We start from the raw sequence: 19,284 nt of genomic DNA on the forward strand, positions 1-19,284 counted from the left end.
CGCTCGAGGTCTTGTGGGAGCGACGTCAGTCGCGATCGCTTTCCACAGACGTCTTCCCGTCAGATCCAGTCGAGTCCGCTTTTCGCGACTGACGTCGCTCCCACAGGCCGGCTTATTCGGCCTCGTAGACGGGTTTCCCGTCCACCCAGGTCGAGCGCACGTGCAGCGCGTCGAGCTGCTCGCCGGGAATGGCCAGGGGATCTTCGTCGAGCACGACGAAATCTGCGCGCAGGCCCGTGGCAAGCCGCCCCACCTCGCCTTCGTCATGGCCGGCCCAGGCGGCATCGGCGGTGAAGCCGCGCAGCGCTTCGGCCGCGCTGAGGCGCTGGTCCGGCATCCACCCGCCAGCCGGCGCGTCGTGTCCGTCCTGGCGCGTCACGGCTGCGTGCAGGCCGCGGCGCGGATCCACCGATTCCACCGGAAAATCCGAGCCCAGCGCCAGCTTCGCGCCGCTGGCCTGCAGTCGCTGCCAGGCATAGGCGCCACGGATACGCATCGGGCCCAGCCGGTCCTGCGCCCACGGCATGTCCGAGGTGGCGTGCGTGGGCTGCATCGAGGCGATCACACCCAGCGCGGCGAAGCGCGGGAACTCCTCCGGCGCGACGACCTGCGCGTGTTCGATGCGCCAGCGGTGGTCGGTCTTCGCCGCATCGCCCAGCACGCGCGCGTAGGCGTCCAGCACCAACCGGTTGCCGCGGTCGCCGATGGCGTGCGTCGCCACCTGCACGCCGCACCCTCGCGCCGTGCGCATCGCCGCTTCGAGCGCGGCCGGCTCGGTCACCAGCAAGCCGCGGTTGCCAGGATCGTCGCTGTAGTCCTCGAGCAAGGCGGCACCACGACTGCCCAGCGCGCCGTCGGCATACAACTTCACCCCACGCATCTGCAGGCGTCCGCCGACGTGGCGATACACGCCGTGCGCGCACAGGTCCGCCAGTGCGGCGCCGTCGCCATCGGCGTAGGTATCGATACGCAGCGGCAAGCGCCCCTCATCGGCGAACTGCTTCATCAACGCGAGGTCTTCGCGCGAGACGCCCATGTCGTGCACGCCGGTCAGTCCGTTGCGCACGGCGGCCTGCGTGGCTTTCTCCAGCGCCTGGCGGCGATACGCGTCATCGGGCGCGGGCACCACGGCATTGACCAGCACCATCGCCGCATCGACGAACACGCCGCTGGGCCGCCCGTCCGTGCGCTCGATGCGTCCGCCCTCGGGCTGCCAATCGCCCTCCAGCGCGCGGGATGCCCGCGTCGAGGCCGCGCGAAGCGCGGCGCTGTTGGCCCAGCCCGCGTGGCCATCCACGCGCTCCAGCCACACCGGCCGATCGGGGAAGGCGGCGTCCAGATCGGCGGCGGTGGGAAAGGTCTTTTCCGGCCAGTCGTTCTGGTCCCAGCCGCTGCCCAGGAGCCACGCGCTGGGAGGCAATTGTTTCTCGTACTCGCGCAGGCGGGCGATGACTTCCTCCTTGTCGCGGGCATCCACCAGGTCCGCGCGCATCAGTGCGTACCCCAGGCCCATGACGTGTCCGTGCGCATCGATCAGGCCGGGGACGACGGTCTTGCCGGGCGCATCCACGCGGCGCGCATCGGGATAGCGGGCGTGCAGTTCAGCCGCCTCGCCGACGGCGAGGATCCGGCCCTGGGCATCCCAGGCGATCGCCCCAGCGACCGGGCGCGCTGGATCGGAGGTATGCACGCGTCCTGCCGTCAGGACATGGACCTGCGCCTGCGCAGAACCCGCCAGCGCGAGCGCCATCGCGACGCCCCCCCATTCATACCGTGCCATCCTCACCAGACGCCGCATGCCCTGCTCCCGTGTGAGTCACCGGCGCGACTATGCGCGGTGGCTACGCGCGCGGCAACAAAAAGAGGGGCCTTGCGGCCCCTCGGTTGCGGCATACCCCTGTCCTGCGACGCTGCGTCCGCAAAAAAACGGAACGATGCTCACTCCGGGCGGACGTCCACGCGGATGCGGATGCGGTCGCCGGGATGATGGTCGGTGCGCGTGTGGTAGGTGCGATTGCCGTACTCGTAGGTCACGTCATAGCCGTTCACCCGACCATCGCCGTAGTAGTCGTCGCCGTAGCGACCATTGCCGGCGGGGACGGGATCGCAGACACGGACCTGTCCCCGCTGCACGGTGCGCTCGCGCTGCGCGCTGTCGTAGATCGAACGCCCGGCCATGCCGCCGACCATCGAACCCACCGCGGTGCCTACATAGCGGCCACTGCCGTCGCCGACCTTGCTGCCCAGCACCGCGCCAGCGATACCGCCGATCACCGTGGCGACGGTACGGCCGGATTCGCTGCTACGGTTTTGATAACGGCGGTCGCCGTAGTAGCCGTCATCGCCGTAGCGGTCGTCGCGATAGCCGTCGTTGCGGTAGCCATCGCCGTCGACATCGCGCGCATACACGTCATCGGCGTCGCGGTAATAGCAACGCTGGCTGGCGCTGGTGTTGCCGTAGCGGCCGTAGCCGTTGTCGATGATGGGATCCACGCGCACGACCCGCGCGTAGTCGTAATGGGGTTCGTCGCCATAGCGGTCCGTGGTGCCGTAGTAACGCGTGGACTGCGCGGAGGCCGCGCCAGAGGCGAGCAGGCCGATGGCCAGCACGGTGGCGGTCAGACGCTTCATGTCGGGTACTCCCCCACGCCGGATTGGCGTGCAGGCATGCTCAGCCGATGCGGGTGAAACATGGCTGAACTCAGCCGGGTTTCACCGCCCGGTTTAGCCATTCGACAGCTTGCGCGGCGATGCCGGCGGCGTCGCGTCCGAGCAGCGGCCCGACATGCGACGCTGAAAGCGTTTGCAGCACGTCCGCACCCCAGGCCTCAGCCATCGCCCGCGTGATCGCAGGCGGCACATCGTCGTCCTGGTCGGACACCATGCACAGCACCGGGCATGCGGGGCGCGCCACCGCGACACCGCGCTGGGCCTCGCGCAGGACGGCACCGGATTCGTCGCGCCAGTGGCGGAACGCGAACAGCGCCGTCGCGTCATCCGCGTCGGGCATGGCCCGGCGCGTGCCGGTCAAACGCGCATCGCGTCGCCAGTGCACCACCTCAGGCCAGTCGCGCGCCGGCATGTCCGCATGCCATGGCGCCGGCGGCAGCGGATTCACCAGCACCATGGCATCGACGTCGGCGGCGGCCCCAAGGGCGAGCAAGCCTCCCAGGCTGGCGCCGACCAGCACACGAGGTCGTGGCAACGCGGCCAGCGCGTCGCCGACCTGGGCCTGGTAGTCCCCGAACCGGGTAGCGGACAGCCCCGCAGGGGCCGGCATGAGGTCGGGGGCTTCCACGCGGTAGCCCGCCGCCTCGAACACGCCGCGCCAGAGGTTCCACTCCCAGCCGCCGCCGCCCGCGCCATGCACGAGCAGCGCGGCCCGCGTCGCCGTCAAAGCAGGGTCGCTTCCAGCGACACCGGCACCGACAGCGCGCGCGAAATCACGCAGCCGGCCTTGGCCTGCTGGGCGATCTCCTCGAACTGCGCCGCGCTGATCCCCGGCACGCTCGCCGAGACGGTCAGCTTGATCGCGGTGATCGTCGGCCCCGGATCCATGCCCGGCTCCATCGTCGCTTCGGCACGCGTCTGCAGCTTGTCGGGGGTGAAGCCCGCCTTGCCCAGCACCGCCGACAGCGCCATGGTGAAGCAGCCCGCGTGGGCGACCGCCAGCAGTTCTTCCGGATTGGTGCCCTTCTCGTCGCCGAAGCGGGTCTTGAACGAATAGTTCTGCCCTTCGAACAGGCCGCTCTGCGGCGTGCTCAACGTGCCCTTGCCGGACTGCAGGTCGCCAGCCCACACCGCATCCGCGTAACGCTTCAAAGCCATGGTCGTGCTCCTCGGGTCAGGGGAAGCGCAGGGTACACCGCCGGATGTTCACGCCATGTACCGCAGTGCGACTTGACCCCTCCCCCGCGCGCGCGGATGCTGGCCGCCCGCCATGACCGCCCGCCGAGCGCCACGCTCACGGGACGCGCTCAGCCCGGACAGCCATGACGGCCCTTCGACCCAACCTACGGGAGGAACGGCCTCATGTCGTACAGCACACAACAGATCCGCAACGTGGCCCTGGCAGGCCACCCCGGCGCCGGCAAAACAACGTTGTTCGAAGCCCTGCTGCATGCCGGCGGCGCCCTCCAGGTGGCAGGCACCATCGAACGCGGCACTACGGTGTCGGACCACGACCCGATGGAAAAGACCCGTGGGCATTCCATCGACACCGCCATCGCCAGCACCGACCACGGCGGCATGCACGTCAACCTGATCGACACGCCCGGCTACCCGGAATTCCGCGGTCCCGCGTTGTCGGCGTTCTCCGCGGTGGAAACGGCGCTGATCGTGGTCGATGCCGACAGCGGCGTCGCCCACGGCACCCGCCGGCTGATGGACCGCGCCGCGCAACGCAACCTGTGCCGCGCCATCGTCATCAACAAGATCGACCACGAAGGCGCGGACTGCGCCGGCGTGCTCGCCGCGCTGCGCGAGGAGTTCGGCGCGGAAGTACTGCCGCTCAACCTGCCCGCCGATGGCGGCAAGGCGGTCGTGGACTGTTTCTGGCAATCCACGGGCACCTCCGATCTCGGTGATGTCGGCGAGTGGCACCAGAAGATCATCGACCAGGTGGTGGAGATCAACGAGACGGTGATGGAGCACTACCTCGACCTGGGCGAAGGCGGCCTGTCCGGCGAAGAACTGCACGACGCCTTCGAACAGTGCCTGCGCGAGGGCCACCTGGTGCCCGTGTGCTTCGCCTCGGCCCGCACCGGCATCGGCGTAAAGGAACTGCTGGACGTGGCCGAGCGCCTGTTCCCGAATCCGGCCGAGGCCAACCCGCCGCCCTTCATGAAACTCAATGGCAGCGGCCCGCAGGCCATCGAGGCGGTGCCGGATCCTCGGGCGCACGTCATCGCGGACGTCTTCAAGATCGTCAACGATCCGTTCGTCGGCAAGCTGGGCATCTTCCGGGTGTACCAGGGCACGCTGAAGAAGGACACCCAGCTGTTCGTCGACGACGGCAAGAAGCCGTTCAAGGTCGGCCACCTGTTCAAGCTCAAGGGCAAGGACCATGTGGAAGTCGACCAGGCCATCCCAGGCGACATCGCCGCGGTCGCGAAGGTGGACGACCTTCATTTCGATGCCGTGCTCCACGACAGCCACGACGAGGACCACATCCACCTGGCGCCGATCGATTTCCCCAAGCCGATGTTCGGCCTGGCGATCGAAGCCGCCAGCAAGGGGCAGGAGCAGAAGCTGTCCACGGCGCTGCACAAGCTGACGGAAGAGGACCCCGCCTTCGTCGTCGACCACCAGCCGGAGTTGAACGAGACCGTCATCCGCGGCCTCTCCGACCTGCACCTGCGGGTGATGCTGGAACGCCTGAAGGAGCGGCATGGCGTGGAGGTGAAGACGCGCCCGCCCCGCATCGCCTACCGCGAAACCATCGGCGCGAAGGCCGAGGGCCATCATCGGCACAAGAAGCAGACCGGCGGCGCGGGGCAGTTCGGTGAAGTGTTCCTGCGGGTCGAGCCGCTGCCACGCGGCGTCGGGTTCCAGTTCGCCGACGAAGTGAAGGGCGGCACGATCCCGGGGCAGTTCATGCCGGCCGTCGAGAAGGGCGTGCGCCAGGCATTGGGCGCCGGTGCGCTGGCCGGCTATCCGATCCAGGACGTGCGCGTGACCGTCTACGACGGCAAGCACCATCCGGTCGACAGCAAGGAGGTGGCGTTCGTCGCCGCCGGCAAGAAAGCCTTCCTCGACGCCATCGCGAAGGCGCGCCCGCAGGTGCTCGAGCCGGTCGTGGACCTGGAGGTCGCGGTGCCGGAAGCGCAGGTCGGCGACGTCACCGGAGGCCTGGCGGGCAAGCGCGCGCGGATCAACGGTACCGACGCGATGCGTGGCGAGATCGTGGTGAAGGCGCAGGTACCCCTGGCCGAACTGGACGGCTACGCGGCCGAACTGAAGTCGATGACCGCAGGACAGGGACGCTACAGCCTGGACTTCAGCCACTACGAGCCGGTGCCGCCGAACGTCCAGCAGAAACTGGTCGAGGCCTACAAGCCCCGGCACGACGAAGAGTGAGTTGTGCAGGTGCGGCATCCGGTCGCGGACGCGCGCCGGATGCCGCCTCCGGCACGCACCCGCGCCGGGCATAAGGGCATTCCACGCGGTGATTTGAGCCGCTTCGGGCACCGAATCGCAAAAAAACCGAAAAAAAGCCGCGTTTGGTGCCCTTCCGCTCTTGGCGGCGCGAAGTGTTTGCCCTACATTTCGCTTGCCGATGCGATCGGCCCGATTACCCAACCACTCGACCGTAGAGACAGGACACATGGCAAAGAGCACCAAGAAGGCCGCGCCGAAAAAGGCCGCCAAGAAAGCTGCACCGAAGGCCGCCGCCAAGCCGGCCGCGCCGAAGCCGATCAAGGAAGCGCTGAGCAAGTCGGGCCTCGTCGCCCACATCGCCGAAGCGACCGCCGTCGCCGCCAAGGACGTCCGCGCTGTGCTGGCCTCGCTGGAAAGCGCCGTCCACGCCTCCATCAGCAAGAAGGGCGCTGGCTCCTTCACGCTGCCGGGCCTGCTGAAGATCAGCGCCGTCAACGTGGCTGCCAAGCCGAAGCGTAAGGGCATCAACCCGTTCACCAAGGAAGAGCAGTGGTTCGCCGCCAAGCCCGCCTCGGTGAAGGTGAAGGTGCGCCCGCTGAAGAAGCTGAAGGACGCTGCCGCCTGATAGGCGCGCGCCAGGTTGCACAGAATCGGGACGGCCATGCCGTCCCGATTTTTTTGGGCGTGCCGTAAGTCACGCTTGCGAACGACCGTCATCGCCCGCAGATACTCTGCTTGGTCCCCAACGCAAGGTGCGCCACGCATGAAGATCCAGGGTTTCCTCGACCATCTGCTCAAATCCTCCAGCGGCAACGGCAGCGTGCTCAACGCCGATTTCGGCAAGGGCGCGATCACCGGGGGCGCACTCGGCCTGCTGCTCGGCAAGAACAAGACCTCGCGCAAGCTGGCCACCTACGGCGGACTGGCGGCGATCGGGGTGATGGCCTACCGCGCCTACAACGACTACAAGCAACAGCAAGGCGGTTTCGCCGCCGGTGCCGGTCCGCAGACCGTGGACCGCCTGCCGCCGCCGCAGGCCGAACTGCACAGCCAGGCGATCCTGAAAGCGCTGGTCGCCGCGGCGAAGGCCGATGGCCATATCGATACGCGCGAACGCGAAGTGATCGAAGGCGAGTTCTCGCGCCTGGGCACCGATGGCGAACTGCAGCAGTGGCTGCACGCCGAACTCGAGAAGCCGCTGGACCCGTCGGAAGTCGCGCGCGCCGGCAGCACGCCGGAAATCGCCTCGGAGATGTACCTGGCCAGCCTGATGGTGGTGGACGACCAGAACCTCATGGAACGCGCCTACCTGGACGAACTGGCGAAACAGCTGCGCCTGGATCCGTCGCTGAAGGCGCAGCTGGAACGCCAGCTGGCCCAGCCGCAGCCGCCCCCGCTGCCCTGATCCGCATGCGGCCTGCCGCACGCCGGTGGCGACGTCTCGCATGGTCGTTGCTCACCTGCTTCCTAGTGGGCGTTGCGCTGGCCTGGGCCTGGGGCCAGCCGTTCATGGCCTCGGCGCGCATGCTCTGGGACATCGCGCGCGCACCGCCGCCGCCGTCGCTGCCGGTACCGGTGGACGGAGTCCGCGCGCGGCAAGTCGCCGACACCTTCGGCGCGCCGCGCGGTACCGATCGCACCCATCAGGGCGTGGATATCTTCGCCGCGCGCGGCACGCCGGTCCGCAGCGCCACCCGTGGCATCGTGGTCGCCGTCCGTGACGGCGGTCTCGGCGGGCGGCAGGTGTGGGTGCTCGGTCCCGCCCGCGAACGGCATTACTACGCCCACCTCGACGACTGGCCGCCGGCGCTGTCCGCCGGCCAGGTGATCCAGGCGGGCGACATCCTCGGCTTCGTCGGCACCACGGGCAACGCGCGCGGCACCCCGCCGCACCTGCATTACGGCATCTACGGCGCGCAGGGCGCGTACGACCCGCTGCCGTTGTTCAGGGCCGGCGCCTCGGCTGCACGCTGAACCACGCCGTCGCGCGGAACAGTCCGTCGCGGCGCGCCCCCTCGTTCGCCCGCAGGCACGGGCCTATCTTGACTGCACTCCCCACCGCGCTCCGCGCACGCCGCCATGCCCGCCACCTCCCACCGCTACCGCATCACCGTCACGCCCATCGAGGACGACGGCCTGCAATGCAACGGCCGTTGCACCATCGAATTCGAACACGCCTGCCCCGACGACTGGATGCGCATCCTCGAGAACATCCAGCGCCAGCGCGGCTTCAGCGGCGACGAACGCGCGGCGCTGGTCGTCGGCACCAAGCTGCTGAGCGGCCTGATGCTCGACCACCGCCAGGACGCCGACGACCTGTTCGCACCGCTGCGCCCGCACATGGGCGCGTTCATCGCCACGCTGAAGGAACGCAGCCGCGACGCAGGCTGACGCCCATGCGGCGCGCTAAGCTGGCGCCGATGAAGGCCCGTCACGCCGCCGACGCCGCGACCCTCGAGGACATTCCGAACATCGGGCCGTCCATCGCCGGCGATCTGCGCGGGATCGGCATCGCCACGCCGCAGGCGCTGGTGCAGCAGGACCCTTACGCCCTGTACGAACGCGTGAACGCCGTCACCGGCCAGAGACACGACCCCTGCCTGTGCGACTGCTTCATCGCCGCGGTGCGCTTCATGGAAGGCGGCGCGCCCACGCCGTGGTGGCACTACACGGCCGAACGCAAGCGGCATTTCGCCCACCCTGCCGGTTAGGGTCCGGACAGGCGCGCCCGGCTATGGTGCGCCGACGACTCCCGGAGCCTCCCATGCGTACCCGACGCCACTTCCTGACCGCCACCCTCGTCGCCGGCGCCACGCTCGTGCTGGCGGGCTGCAGCACGCTCAATGCGGTCACCGGGCTGCTGGGCAACCAGATCAACTTCACCCAGCCGCAGTTGCAGCGCTACCTCAACCAGAGTTTCCCGCGCGAGTTCGACAAGCTGGGCGGCCTGGTGTCGGCCACGCTGACCAATCCGCGCCTGAGCATTCCCTCCGGCGACAACCGGCTGCGCCTGGATTTCGACATAGGCGTGAGCGCGCTCGGCGCGCGCGATGTCAGCCGCGGCCACTTCGCGTTGGCCAGCCGGCTGCGCTACAACCCGGCCACCCAGGGGCTGCACCTGGACAACCCGGAAATCCTCTCCGTGGACGTGCCCGGCGCCGGCTCGCTGATGTCCGGCGGCACCCGCCAGCTGGTCAACACCGTGCTGCAGGAATACGCCCGCAACGAACCGGTCTACAAGATCGACAGCGACGTGCTGCGCCGCCTGCCGGCCAGCAAGCAGATCGGCAACCCCCAGATCGAGGATGGCCGCGTGGTCATCCCGCTGCAGTGAGAGGCTTCGTGATGATGAAATCGTTCCTGGCGGTGCTCGCCCTGCTCCTCGCTCCGACGCTGGCGTCGGCGGCCACCCCTTCGGTGCTGCGCTTCGATGCGGGGCAACTGCAGGCCGCCGCGCGCGCCGGCTTCCCGATGGAGGAATCGCTGCTGGACGGCTTCGCATCGCTGACCCTGAGCGATCCTGACGTCCGCATTCCCACGCCGGGCGAACGCGTGCGGCTGCAGATGAACTACGACATCGCCCTGGCTACCGGCGAACGCCTGGAGTACGGCAACGTCGTGGTCAGCAGCGGTCTGCGCTACGATCCGGCCACGCGCGGCCTGCACCTGGTGGATCCGCAGCTGGAACACCTGGGCACCGGCGCCGGTGGACGCGGCCTGCCCGGCGGTTCGCGCGAGGTGCTGCAGGACCTGATCCGCGAGTACGCCCGCACCCGCCCGCTCTACCAGCTCAGCGCCGAGGACCTCGCCCAGGTGCCGGGCACGCTGACCGCCGACGCGCTGCGGATCCGCGACGGCCATGTGGAGCTGACGCTGGACGCGGCCGCGCGCTGACACGCCGCGACGGCGCGTCCCTCACAGTTCGAAGCGATAGCTCAGCTTCACGATCAGCTGTTCGTCGTTGCGCAGGCTGAAGCTGTCGCGCAGGGCGTCGTCGACGCCGTCGGTGCCGGCCAGCTGCTCGTAACCGCCGCGGGCGTAGACCACGTACAGGTAGGACAACGGCGCGAGTTCGTAGCGGTAGCGCACCTGGAAGCCCAGGTTGCGCACGCGGAAATCCTCGACCGTGTCGCTGGCCGCCACCGCATGCCCCGACGGATCGAAGCGCCAGGCATCGTGCACGCGCGCACTGATCGCGATCGCTTCCAGCTTGACGCGCAGTTCCTGGCGGTTGTCGATGTTCCAGTCCAGGCCGGCGCGCAGCGTCGTCTCGCGGCCATCGAAGGCACCGACCAGGTCGCCCTGCGCGGCGCCCTGCCAGATCAGCCAGTCGGGCCGGCGCACGACATTCAGGCCCGCATTGAGGCTGAAGGCATCGTTGATGAAGTACGTGGCGCCGTACCAGAAGGCCGACCCCAGCTTGCGGTTGCCCGCCAGGCCGCCACCAAAGGCCTCCACCTCAACCTCGTGCGCCCAGTTGCCCTTGCGCGGGCGCTCGTACTCGAAATACGCGTTCATGTTCGCGGGCAGGCGCACGATGCCGTTGCCGCGCAGCAGCGTGTCGTTGAGGCCGGCGCTGTTGACGTTGATCTGCGCGTACTCGTAGCTCCCGTCGCGCAGCTGGCCCTCGCGGCTCATCCGGAACTGGTCGTTGAGCTTCTCGCCATGGTTGTTGTGGCTGCTGCTGACGCGCCAGCGCCAGTCCTTGGACGAATAGCGCGAGGCCTCCGCCAGGTCGGTGAAGCGCTTGCGCGCCTCCCAGTGCAGGTAATTAGTGCTGTTGCGCGACAGATAACCGAAGTCGTTGAGCTGCAGGTCGTTGCCGAAATGCATGGCGATCCACTGCTGGCGCCAGCCGCGGTCCATTTCGTAGTCGGCCCAGACGGTGGCGCCGTAGTCCTGCACGGTGTCGCCGGCCTGCGCGATGCGGCTGCTCAGCAGGCGCGTGCGGATGTTCCAGCGCGCGGTGGGCCGCCAGTTGTGGTCCACGCCGAGCACGGTGGCTTCGCGATCGCGCGCCGGATCGTCCACCTGGGTCAGCATCGCGCCCAGGTTCTGGGTGTCGAAATCGCGCACCACGCGCAGCGCGTTGAAGCGCCGGCCGGTGTCGCCGTCCTCGTCGGCCGAGAACACGCCGTAGTTCACCCGGCCCAGGCTGCCGTTCAACTTCACCGCCGCGGTGATGTCGCCGGTGCTGCCGACGCGCCGCGTATACAGCTGCTGGCTGAAGTCCGACGGCGTGGTCAGCTCGAAGATGCCCTGGTTCTCGGTGAAGAACGGGCGCTTGTCGCTGATGAAGGTCTCGGTGGCGCTGAAGTTCACCACCAGGTCGTCGGCTTCCACCTGGCCGAAGTCCGGTTTGACGGTGGCCGACAGCTGGAAGCGGCCGTTCGGCTTCCAGAAGATGTCCGCGCCGCCGTTGAAGTCGCTGCCGCCGCCGACGTTGTCGTACAGGCCGGACACGTAGGGCGTGATGGCCAGCAGTGACTGGTCGTATCGCGGCACCGTGACCGGCGCGAAGTCGGACAGGAAGCGCGGGCGCTCGAAGCTCGCCTGCGGCCACGCCATGCGCTCGCCGGTGGAGCCGATCACGCGGGCCAGAAACACCTTCAGCGTGCGCTGCCCGTCGGTGCCGTCGCGCATCGGCGCGGTATGCCACGGGATCAGCAGTTCGACCGACCAGCCTTGCTCGTCCTCGGTCACCGCATGCCGCCATTGGCCGTCCCAGTCGTCGCTGAACTGGTTTTCGTTGGTGATGATCTCGTCGGCGATGCCGCCGGTGGAACTCACGGTGAAGGCATAACCGGTGCGCCCGTCGCCATCGAAGTCGATGAAGGCGTTGACGCGGTCCACCTGCGCATCGAAGTCGCGCTGCACCTTCTGCCGGGTACGCGGCACGCCGGGCGGCTGGGTGTTGCGGAACGCGATCGCCAGGCCGTCGGGCGTGGCCAGCACCCACGCCTCGGTGGCGAGCGAGCCGGGCTCGCCGGTCAGCGGCTGGGTCTTGCGGAAGTCGGTGACGTGGCGCGCGTCCTGCCATTCGACGGGATCGATGCGGCCGTCGATCTCGACAGCCTGGGCCACGGTGCAAGGCAGGGCCAGCGCGAGCAGGCCGGCGAATCGGGTCAGGGTCATGGCGGGCGGGTGGTGGTCCGGTGCGCGCACGTTAACGACGCGGCCCGGACGCCACACCTGCCGTCGGTCATTTCAACCTTTCGGCATCCTGCGGCATCCGTGCCAAGTGGAGGTCAGCGCCCTTTCTTGGGCTGCAGCATCGTGCCCGTGCACTTCTTGCTGCCGCAGCGGCAGGCCCAGATCTTCTTCAGACGCGCGGTGTGCGGCTCGTCCAGGGTGATGCCGTAGTTGTAGGTCAGCTCTTCGCCGGGCTTGATCGCGCGGATCGCTTCGATGAAGACCTTGTCCTTCTTGCGGTTCTTGCCGTCGTGCTCCTCGATCACCGCTTCGCAGTTCGGGTCGCAGCTGTGGTTGATCCAGCGCGCCTTGTTGCCCTTGTGATTGGCATCGATGACGTAATCGTCGTTGAGCGTGAACAGGAAGGTGTGGCCGGTTTCCACGTCGCCGGCATCGTCGGCGTCCACTTCCTCGTGCGTGCGGCGCTTGCCCTTGTACTCCACCACCCGCTCGCCCTTCTCGATCGGAGCGATGGCGAACACGCCGTTACCGTGGATGTCGGATTGGCGGGCTTCGATCTTGCGGGGCATGCGGGGGTCCGGCGGGAGGGAGGAGGGACGATTCTCGCCCATGCGCGCGGGTTTCCCAACTTTCCATGCCTGAACGTTTCCTTCCGGGGGCGTGGCCGGTCCACGCGAGGCGGTGCGTTCGATGCCCGTTCCCCTCATTGCGACCACACCCATGCGCGCCAGCCCGCTCCTGCTCGCCACCGCCCTGTGCCTCACCCTGTCCGCCTGCCAGCCTGCGGAAACGCAGACGACCGCCAGGCTGCCGGCGCCCGCGCCGAGCGATGCCGACCTGCTCGCCCGCGGCGAGTACCTGGTGCGGACCACCGGCTGCAACGACTGCCATACACCGGGCTACGCCGAATCCGGCGGCACCACCGACAAGGCGGCGTGGCTGGTGGGTTCGCCGATGGGGTTCCATGGCCCCTGGGGTACTACCTACCCGACAAACCTGCGGCTGCGCATGCAGCAGCTCACCGAAGCGCAGTGGATGGAGTACAGCGCCACCCTGCGCACCCGCCCGATGATGCCGGACTTCGCCGTGCGGGCGATGACCGAAGAAGACCGTCGCGCGATCTACCGCTTCGTGCATGCGCTCGGCGCCGCCGGCCAGCCCGCGCCCGAGGCGCTGCCGCCCGGCCAGACGCCGCCGGCGCCGTACCTCGGCCTGGTCCTGCCGGCACCGACGGCCGACGCGCCGGCCGCGCACTGAGCCCTCGCGGCCGCCTTACCAGGGGAACAGGCGGCCGTTGAACATCCAGAACAGGCCCAAGGCCAGGCCGAAGACGGTCCAGAACAGCTGGCCCAGCCCGCGGAACAGCTTCACCGCCAGGTAGACGCCGCCGATGGCGAGCAGCACGCGCCAGACGAAGCCCTGGTCCAGGCCGCGGTCGGACGGGGCGGAACCGGAAGAAGCGTGGGTGGTGGTCATGGTGGCGATCCTGGGAAAGGGCGTCCGGGAGTGGACGGGACCCATCTTCCCGATCCCGCCGGCGCCGCATCAGTCGCAGCCGTCAACCATCGCGGGTGACATTCGTCAGCCACCGGGCCTTGCCTGAACGGGGAAAACACCCGGGTTTGAGCCGGACGGCATGAAAGCGTACAATTTCGGTACGTTTTCCGAGTTCCTCCCCCATGCTCCGCGTCACCAAGCTGACCGACTACGCCACCGTGGTCCTGACCGTGCTCGCCGCCCGGCCGGGCGAGGTCCTGAGCGCGTCAGACCTGGCCGAACATTCCGGCCTGGAATCCCCCACCGTGAGCAAGGTGCTCAAGCCGCTGGCCCAGGCCGGTCTGGTGGAAGGCCTGCGTGGCGTGCACGGCGGCTACCGCCTGAGCCGCGATGCGGCCGACATCAACCTGGTGGAAATCGTCGAGGCCATGGAAGGTCCGCTGGCCATGACCGAATGCAGCCAGAGCGAAAGCCAGTGCGGCATCGCCCACCAGTGCGGCGCGCGCGCCAACTGGCGGCTGATCAACGACGTGGTGGCCGACGCCCTGCGCGGCTTCACCCTCGCCCAGATGGTCACCCCGCCCCCCTCCTCTTCCGACGACGTGCGCAGGCGACCCATCGCCGTGCAGGTCGCGACCCGTTGAACCGTAGGCAGCCCGATGGCCACCGAGAACGCTGAAATCCTGGAACAGCTGGGACGTCGTTACGACGCCGGCTTCATCACCGACATCGAATCCGATTCGTTGCCGCCCGGTTTGGACGAGGACGTCGTCCGCGCCCTGTCGGCGAAGAAGAACGAGCCGGAGTGGATGACCGAATGGCGCCTGGCGGCCTACCGCCACTGGCTGACCATGCAGGCCCCGCACTGGGCCAAGCTGAAGATCGGCCCGATCGATTTCCAGGCCATCAGCTACTACAGCGCGCCGAAGGCCAAGTACGCCTCGCTGGACGAGGTGCCGCAGGAATTGCTGGACACCTACGACAAGCTGGGCGTGCCGCTGCACGAGCGCGCCAAGCTGGCCGGCGTGGCGGTGGACGCGGTGTTCGACTCCGTCTCCGTCGGCACCACCTTCCGCAAGGAGCTGGCCGAGAAGGGCGTCATCTTCTGCTCGATGTCCGAGGCGATCCAGGAACACCCCGAGCTGGTGAAGCAGTACCTGGGCAGCGTGGTGCCGGTGGGCGACAACTACTTCGCCGCACTGAATTCGGCCGTGTTCTCCGACGGCAGCTTCGTGTTCATCCCGAAGGGCGTGCGCTGCCCGATGGAACTGAGCACCTACTTCCGCATCAACGCCGGCCACACCGGCCAGTTCGAGCGCACGCTGATCGTCTGCGAGGACAAGGCCTACGTCTCGTACCTGGAAGGCTGCACCGCACCGATGCGCGACGAAAACCAGCTGCACGCGGCCGTCGTCGAGCTGGTTGCGCTGGAAGACGCCGAGATCAAGTACAGCACGGTGCAGAACTGGTACCCGGGCGACGAGGAAGGCCGCGGCGGCATCTACAACTTCGTCACCAAGCGCGCCGAGTGCCGTGGCGCGCGCGCCAAGGTGACCTGGACGCAGGTGGAAACCGGTTCGGCGATCACCTGGAAGTACCCGTCCTGCGTGCTGCTGGGCGACGACTCGGTGGGCGAATTCCACTCGGTCGCGCTGACCCACCACCGCCAGCAGGCCGACACCGGCACCAAGATGATCCACGTGGGCAAGCGCACCAAGTCCAAGATCGTCAGCAAGGGCATCAGCGCCGGCCGTGGACAGAACACCTATCGCGGCCTGGTGAAGGTGGACCGCAACGCCGACGGCGCGCGCAACTACACCCAGTGCGACAGCCTGCTGATCGGCAAGAAGTGCGGCGCGCACACCTTCCCCTACATCGAAGTGAAGAACCCCACCGCGACGCTGGAACACGAGGCCACCACCTCCAAGATCAGCGACGACCAGCTGTTCTACTGCCGCGCCCGCGGCATCGGCCAGGAAGACGCCGTCAGCATGATCGTCGACGGCTTCTGCAAGCAGGTCTTCCGCGAACTGCCGATGGAATTCGCGGTGGAAGCGAAGAAGCTGCTGGAAGTGTCGCTGGAAGGCAGCGTGGGGTAGTTGCTGTTCCCTTCTCCCGCCGGGAGAAGGTGGCGCGAAGCGCCGGATGAGGGTGCGACGGAGGCCATGACACCGGAACCATCCGGACTTCGCCGGACCCTCTCCCCAACCCCTCTCCCGGTGGGAGAGGGGCTCAGAAGAATCAAACGGAAACGAACATGTTGAAGATCGACAACCTCCACGCCAGCGTCGCCGGCAAGGACATCCTCAAGGGCCTCTCGCTGGAAGTGAAGCCGGGCGAAGTGCACGCCATCATGGGCCCTAACGGCGCCGGCAAGTCCACGCTGGGCAACATCCTGGCCGGCCGCGAGGGCTACGAGGTCACCGACGGCAGCGTCGAGTTCGACGGCAAGCCGCTGCTGGACCTGGACCCGGAAGAACGCGCCGCCGCCGGCGTGTTCCTCGCGTTCCAGTACCCGGTCGAGATCCCGGGCGTGAACAACACCTACTTCCTGCGCGCGGCGCTGAACGCCCAGCGCAAGGCGCGCGGCGAGTCGGAACTGGACTCCATGCAGTTCCTCAAGCTGGTGCGCGAGAAGCTGGCCGTGCTGCACCTGAAGGACGAGCTGCTGCATCGCGGCGTCAACGAAGGCTTCAGCGGCGGCGAGAAGAAGCGCAACGAGATCTTCCAGCTCGCCGTGCTGGAACCGAAGCTGGCGATCCTGGACGAGACCGACAGCGGCCTGGACATCGACGCGCTGAAGAACGTCGCCGATGGCGTCAACGCGCAGCGTTCGCCGGACCGCGCCTTCCTGGTCATCACCCACTACCAGCGCCTGCTCGACTACATCAAGCCGGACGTCGTCCACGTCCTGGCCGGCGGCCGCATCGTCGAGACCGGCGGTCCGGAACTGGCGCTGGAGCTGGAACAGCACGGCTACGCCTGGATCAAGGACCGGGTGGCACCGGAGCAGGCGGCCTGATGAGCGCACTGCTCGATTCCCTGTCGGCCGGCTTCAGCGGCGACGCCGCGCGCCGCGCCGTGCTCGACGAAGCGCTGCGCGACGGTCTGCCGGGGCCGCGCACCGAAGCCTGGAAGTACACCTCGCTGCGTCAACTGGAACGGCGCAGCTTCACCGCCGTCGATACGCTGCCGTCGCTGGACCCGATGCTGCTGGCCGACATCCCGGCGCCGCGCGCGGTGTTCGTCAACGGCCGCTATTCGGTGGCGCTGTCGCTGACCACCGACCTGCCGGACGGTGTCAGCCTGCAACTGCTGTCCGAAGCCCTCGCCGAAGGCGGCGATGCGGCGCGCTTCCTGCAGCGCCGCTTCGAGCGCACGGACGAGGTCTTCGCCCGGCTCAACGCTGCGCTGGCGACCGAAGGCCTGCTGCTGCGCGCCGAAGCCGACGTGCGCAGCACGCAGCCGCTGCACCTGGTCTTCATCGGCACCGACGACGGCGCCGACCGCGCCTGGCATCTTCGCAACCTGATCGAACTGCGCGCCGGCGCGTCGCTGACGGTGGTGGAGCACCATTTCGCCGCCAGCCCGCACGCGCACTTCATCAACGCCCTGAGCCACGTGCACCTCGCGACGGGCGCGACCCTGTCGCATGCGCGCGTGCAGGCCGAGAGCGATCGCGCCACAGCCCTGCTGCGCACCGACGCGGTGCTGGCGCGGGATGCCGACTACCGCCGTGTGGACCTGGAACTGGGCGGCGCCCTGTCGCGCCACGAACTCAACGTGCGGCTGGAAGGCGACAACGCGCGACTGACGGCGAACGGTGTACTGCTGGCCGGCGGACGTCGCCATGTCGACACGCGGCTGGGCATCGACCATATCGGCCGCGACACGGCTTGCGGACTGACCTGGCGCGGTCTCGGGGCCGGACGTGGGCGCGCGGTGTTCCATGGCGGCATCCTGATCCGCGAGGGCGCGGACGGCACCGATGCCGCGCTGTCGAACAAGAACCTGCTGCTGTCGGACAACGCCGAGATCGACACGCAGCCGGTGCTGGAGATCCATGCCGATGAAGTGAAGGCCGCGCACGGCGCCACGGTCGGCCAGCTGGATGCCAATGCCCTGTTCTACCTGCGCTCGCGCGGACTGACGCAGGCCGAAGCCCGCCAACTGCTTACGTCTGCGTTCTGCCGCGAGCCGCTGGGCGTCATCGAAAACGCCGGCGTGCGCGATGCGCTGCTGGCGCGCGTGGATGCCGCCCTGGCCGCGCTGGAGGCGGGATGAACCGCGAAGTCCTGCGCGAGGCCGGTGCCATCGACTGGGCGCGCGTCCGCGCCGACTTCCCGCTGCTTACCCGCCAGGTCAACGGCAAGCCGCTGACCTACCTGGACAGCGCGAACACGGGGCAGAAGCCGGCCTCGGTGATCCAGACCGTCGACGACTTCTACCGGCAGCACAACGCCAACGTCAGCCGCGCCGTGCACACGCTGGGCACGGAAGCGACCGAGGCCTACGAAGGCGCCCGCAAGACCTTGGCCCGCTTCCTCAGCGTGCGGCCGGACGAGCTGGTGCTGTGCAGCGGCACCACGTTCGCGATCAACCTGGTGGCGTATTCCTGGGCGCTGCCGCGCCTGAAGGCCGGCGACACGATCCTGGTGTCGCGCATGGAGCACCACGCCAATATCGTGCCGTGGCAGCTCGTCGCCGAGCGCACCGGCGCGACGGTGAAGGTCGCCGAGATCCGCCAGGACGGCACGCTCGACCTCGAGGGGCTGTACGCCGCGATGACCGGCGACGTGAAGTTGCTTGCCATCACCCACACCTCCAACGTGCTGGGAACGGTGAACCCGGTGCGCGAAATCTGTCGCGAGGCCCGCAAGCGCGGCATCGTCACCGTGGTGGACGGCTCGCAGGCGGTGCCGCACCGTGCGGTCGACATCGCGGCGACCGGGTGCGACTTCTACGCCCTGACTGGCCACAAGATGTGTGGCCCCACGGGCACCGGCGCGCTGTGGGCGCGCAAGGAGCACCTGCAGGCCATGCCGCCGTTCATCGGCGGCGGCGAGATGATCAAGGAAGTCAGCTTCGACGGCACCGTGTTCAACGACCCGCCGCACAAGTTCGAAGCGGGCACGCCCAACATCGCCGGCTTCATCGGCCTGGGCGCGGCCGTGGACTACCTGGATACGCTGGGCATGGCGAACGTCGAGGCCCGCGAAGCCGAGCTGCTGGCGCATGCCACCGAGGAACTGGACCGGATCGAAGGCCTGCGCATCTTCGGCCGGGCGCCGGACAAGGCATCGGTGATCTCCTTCCTGATCGAAGGCGCGCACGCGCACGACCTGGCCACGCTGCTGGACCTGGAGGGCGTTGCGGTCCGCTCCGGCCAGCACTGCGCGCATCCCCTGTTGCAGTTCTACGGGGTGGCCGCCACGTTGCGGGCCTCGTTCGCGTTCTACAACTCGCACGAGGACGTCGAGCGCTTCATCGTCGCCCTCAAGAAAGCCCGCAGCCTGCTCGCCTGACGCTGCGGTG

At 68.5% G+C, this 19,284-nt stretch carries 21 protein-coding genes; 14 read left to right on the forward strand and 7 right to left on the reverse strand.

Features of this window, described 5'->3' with window-relative positions:
• Nucleotides 1-112 precede the first annotated feature (112 nt).
• The 4 genes from BLT45_RS12870 to BLT45_RS12885 form a co-directional block, all read right to left on the reverse strand.
• A complete protein-coding gene (locus tag BLT45_RS12870; RefSeq protein WP_254771884.1) occupies nt 113-1,780 on the reverse strand; it encodes an amidohydrolase in 1,668 nt (555 codons plus the stop codon).
• A gap of 158 nt (nt 1,781-1,938) precedes the next feature.
• The gene (locus BLT45_RS12875; protein WP_093300620.1) at nt 1,939-2,631 is read right to left on the reverse strand and encodes a glycine zipper 2TM domain-containing protein; all 693 of its coding nucleotides are present in this window, start codon (nt 2,629-2,631) and stop codon (nt 1,939-1,941) included.
• A gap of 70 nt (nt 2,632-2,701) precedes the next feature.
• Nucleotides 2,702-3,397: an alpha/beta fold hydrolase gene (locus BLT45_RS12880; RefSeq protein WP_175455844.1), complete on the reverse strand. Its 696-nt coding sequence runs from the start codon at nt 3,395-3,397 to the stop codon at nt 2,702-2,704.
• A complete protein-coding gene (locus BLT45_RS12885) occupies nt 3,394-3,828 on the reverse strand; it encodes an OsmC family protein (RefSeq protein ID WP_093300623.1) in 435 nt (144 codons plus the stop codon). Before BLT45_RS12885 ends, BLT45_RS12880 begins: the two co-directional genes overlap by 4 nt.
• A 204-nt stretch (nt 3,829-4,032) precedes the next feature.
• Here BLT45_RS12885 and fusA point away from each other — a divergent pair, with 204 nt between their 5' ends.
• The 8 genes from fusA (at nt 4,033) to BLT45_RS12925 (ending at nt 9,993) form a co-directional block, all read left to right on the forward strand.
• Nucleotides 4,033-6,078, forward strand: a complete 2,046-nt coding sequence (fusA, locus tag BLT45_RS12890) for an elongation factor G (RefSeq protein ID WP_093300626.1) — start codon at nt 4,033-4,035, stop codon at nt 6,076-6,078.
• Between the two features lie 247 nt (nt 6,079-6,325).
• Nucleotides 6,326-6,724: an HU family DNA-binding protein gene (locus tag BLT45_RS12895; RefSeq protein ID WP_093300630.1), complete on the forward strand. Its 399-nt coding sequence runs from the start codon at nt 6,326-6,328 to the stop codon at nt 6,722-6,724.
• A 138-nt stretch (nt 6,725-6,862) separates the two neighbouring features.
• The gene (locus BLT45_RS12900; protein ID WP_093300633.1) at nt 6,863-7,504 is read left to right on the forward strand and encodes a tellurite resistance TerB family protein; all 642 of its coding nucleotides are present in this window, start codon (nt 6,863-6,865) and stop codon (nt 7,502-7,504) included.
• 5 nt (nt 7,505-7,509) lie between these two features.
• Complete coding sequence (locus BLT45_RS12905; RefSeq protein WP_093300636.1) at nt 7,510-8,073, forward strand: M23 family metallopeptidase; 564 nt, start codon at nt 7,510-7,512, stop codon at nt 8,071-8,073.
• 105 nt (nt 8,074-8,178) lie between these two features.
• A complete protein-coding gene (locus tag BLT45_RS12910) occupies nt 8,179-8,490 on the forward strand; it encodes a DUF3861 domain-containing protein (RefSeq protein ID WP_093300639.1) in 312 nt (103 codons plus the stop codon).
• Between the two features lie 5 nt (nt 8,491-8,495).
• Complete coding sequence (locus BLT45_RS12915; protein ID WP_217629564.1) at nt 8,496-8,810, forward strand: helix-hairpin-helix domain-containing protein; 315 nt, start codon at nt 8,496-8,498, stop codon at nt 8,808-8,810.
• A gap of 53 nt (nt 8,811-8,863) precedes the next feature.
• Nucleotides 8,864-9,433 (forward strand): DUF1439 domain-containing protein, encoded by a 570-nt coding sequence (locus tag BLT45_RS12920; protein WP_175455845.1) that lies wholly within the window; start codon nt 8,864-8,866, stop codon nt 9,431-9,433.
• A 14-nt stretch (nt 9,434-9,447) separates the two neighbouring features.
• On the forward strand, nt 9,448-9,993 hold the full coding sequence (locus BLT45_RS12925; RefSeq protein WP_175455846.1) for a DUF1439 domain-containing protein: 546 nt from the start codon (nt 9,448-9,450) through the stop codon (nt 9,991-9,993).
• A 21-nt stretch (nt 9,994-10,014) separates the two neighbouring features.
• Here the strand turns inward: BLT45_RS12925 and BLT45_RS12930 are convergent, their stop codons facing one another.
• Both BLT45_RS12930 and BLT45_RS12935 read right to left on the reverse strand, forming a co-directional pair.
• Entirely contained in the window at nt 10,015-12,234 is a 2,220-nt protein-coding gene (locus BLT45_RS12930) for a DUF5916 domain-containing protein (protein WP_093300650.1), read from the reverse strand.
• Nucleotides 12,235-12,347: 113 nt separating this feature from the next.
• Nucleotides 12,348-12,821 (reverse strand): SET domain-containing protein, encoded by a 474-nt coding sequence (locus BLT45_RS12935; RefSeq protein WP_093300653.1) that lies wholly within the window; start codon nt 12,819-12,821, stop codon nt 12,348-12,350.
• Nucleotides 12,822-12,972: 151 nt separating this feature from the next.
• Here BLT45_RS12935 and BLT45_RS12940 point away from each other — a divergent pair, with 151 nt between their 5' ends.
• Nucleotides 12,973-13,509 (forward strand): c-type cytochrome, encoded by a 537-nt coding sequence (locus BLT45_RS12940; RefSeq protein WP_175455847.1) that lies wholly within the window; start codon nt 12,973-12,975, stop codon nt 13,507-13,509.
• Between the two features lie 15 nt (nt 13,510-13,524).
• Here the strand turns inward: BLT45_RS12940 and BLT45_RS12945 are convergent, their stop codons facing one another.
• Nucleotides 13,525-13,728 (reverse strand): hypothetical protein, encoded by a 204-nt coding sequence (locus BLT45_RS12945; protein WP_093300656.1) that lies wholly within the window; start codon nt 13,726-13,728, stop codon nt 13,525-13,527.
• A 203-nt stretch (nt 13,729-13,931) separates the two neighbouring features.
• Here BLT45_RS12945 and BLT45_RS12950 point away from each other — a divergent pair, with 203 nt between their 5' ends.
• The 5 genes from BLT45_RS12950 to BLT45_RS12970 all read left to right on the forward strand — a co-directional run bounded on the left by BLT45_RS12950 (nt 13,932) and on the right by BLT45_RS12970 (nt 19,274).
• Entirely contained in the window at nt 13,932-14,393 is a 462-nt protein-coding gene (locus tag BLT45_RS12950; protein ID WP_093300658.1) for an SUF system Fe-S cluster assembly regulator, read from the forward strand.
• Between the two features lie 15 nt (nt 14,394-14,408).
• On the forward strand, nt 14,409-15,848 hold the full coding sequence (sufB, locus tag BLT45_RS12955) for a Fe-S cluster assembly protein SufB (protein WP_093300661.1): 1,440 nt from the start codon (nt 14,409-14,411) through the stop codon (nt 15,846-15,848).
• Between the two features lie 158 nt (nt 15,849-16,006).
• Nucleotides 16,007-16,771 carry a Fe-S cluster assembly ATPase SufC gene (gene sufC, locus BLT45_RS12960; RefSeq protein WP_093300664.1) on the forward strand — a complete coding sequence of 255 codons (765 nt, stop codon included), beginning with the start codon at nt 16,007-16,009 and terminating at the stop codon, nt 16,769-16,771.
• Nucleotides 16,771-18,033: a Fe-S cluster assembly protein SufD gene (sufD, locus tag BLT45_RS12965; protein ID WP_093300667.1), complete on the forward strand. Its 1,263-nt coding sequence runs from the start codon at nt 16,771-16,773 to the stop codon at nt 18,031-18,033. Before sufC ends, sufD begins: the two co-directional genes overlap by 1 nt.
• Entirely contained in the window at nt 18,030-19,274 is a 1,245-nt protein-coding gene (locus BLT45_RS12970; protein WP_093300670.1) for a cysteine desulfurase, read from the forward strand. Before sufD ends, BLT45_RS12970 begins: the two co-directional genes overlap by 4 nt.
• Nucleotides 19,275-19,284 lie beyond the last annotated feature (10 nt).

The organism is Pseudoxanthomonas sp. CF385, assembly GCF_900104255.1.
In the GTDB taxonomy this organism is placed as follows: domain Bacteria; phylum Pseudomonadota; class Gammaproteobacteria; order Xanthomonadales; family Xanthomonadaceae; genus Pseudoxanthomonas_A.

Bases quoted from the DNA above. Each gene is read 5' to 3' on its own strand.
- BLT45_RS12870 (WP_254771884.1), bottom strand. From the start codon at position 1,780: ATGGCACGGTATGAATGGGGGGGCGTCGCGATGGCGCTCGCGCTGGCG.
- BLT45_RS12875 (WP_093300620.1), bottom strand. From the start codon at position 2,631: ATGAAGCGTCTGACCGCCACCGTGCTGGCCATCGGCCTGCTCGCCTCT.
- BLT45_RS12885 (WP_093300623.1), bottom strand. From the start codon at position 3,828: ATGGCTTTGAAGCGTTACGCGGATGCGGTGTGGGCTGGCGACCTGCAG.
- fusA (WP_093300626.1), top strand. From the start codon at position 4,033: ATGTCGTACAGCACACAACAGATCCGCAACGTGGCCCTGGCAGGCCAC.
- BLT45_RS12895 (WP_093300630.1), top strand. From the start codon at position 6,326: ATGGCAAAGAGCACCAAGAAGGCCGCGCCGAAAAAGGCCGCCAAGAAA.
- BLT45_RS12900 (WP_093300633.1), top strand. From the start codon at position 6,863: ATGAAGATCCAGGGTTTCCTCGACCATCTGCTCAAATCCTCCAGCGGC.
- BLT45_RS12905 (WP_093300636.1), top strand. From the start codon at position 7,510: ATGCGGCCTGCCGCACGCCGGTGGCGACGTCTCGCATGGTCGTTGCTC.
- BLT45_RS12910 (WP_093300639.1), top strand. From the start codon at position 8,179: ATGCCCGCCACCTCCCACCGCTACCGCATCACCGTCACGCCCATCGAG.
- BLT45_RS12915 (WP_217629564.1), top strand. From the start codon at position 8,496: ATGCGGCGCGCTAAGCTGGCGCCGATGAAGGCCCGTCACGCCGCCGAC.
- BLT45_RS12920 (WP_175455845.1), top strand. From the start codon at position 8,864: ATGCGTACCCGACGCCACTTCCTGACCGCCACCCTCGTCGCCGGCGCC.
- BLT45_RS12925 (WP_175455846.1), top strand. From the start codon at position 9,448: ATGAAATCGTTCCTGGCGGTGCTCGCCCTGCTCCTCGCTCCGACGCTG.
- BLT45_RS12930 (WP_093300650.1), bottom strand. From the start codon at position 12,234: ATGACCCTGACCCGATTCGCCGGCCTGCTCGCGCTGGCCCTGCCTTGC.
- BLT45_RS12935 (WP_093300653.1), bottom strand. From the start codon at position 12,821: ATGCCCCGCAAGATCGAAGCCCGCCAATCCGACATCCACGGTAACGGC.
- BLT45_RS12940 (WP_175455847.1), top strand. From the start codon at position 12,973: ATGCGCGCCAGCCCGCTCCTGCTCGCCACCGCCCTGTGCCTCACCCTG.
- BLT45_RS12945 (WP_093300656.1), bottom strand. From the start codon at position 13,728: ATGACCACCACCCACGCTTCTTCCGGTTCCGCCCCGTCCGACCGCGGC.
- BLT45_RS12950 (WP_093300658.1), top strand. From the start codon at position 13,932: ATGCTCCGCGTCACCAAGCTGACCGACTACGCCACCGTGGTCCTGACC.
- sufB (WP_093300661.1), top strand. From the start codon at position 14,409: ATGGCCACCGAGAACGCTGAAATCCTGGAACAGCTGGGACGTCGTTAC.
- sufC (WP_093300664.1), top strand. From the start codon at position 16,007: ATGTTGAAGATCGACAACCTCCACGCCAGCGTCGCCGGCAAGGACATC.
- sufD (WP_093300667.1), top strand. From the start codon at position 16,771: ATGAGCGCACTGCTCGATTCCCTGTCGGCCGGCTTCAGCGGCGACGCC.
- BLT45_RS12970 (WP_093300670.1), top strand. From the start codon at position 18,030: ATGAACCGCGAAGTCCTGCGCGAGGCCGGTGCCATCGACTGGGCGCGC.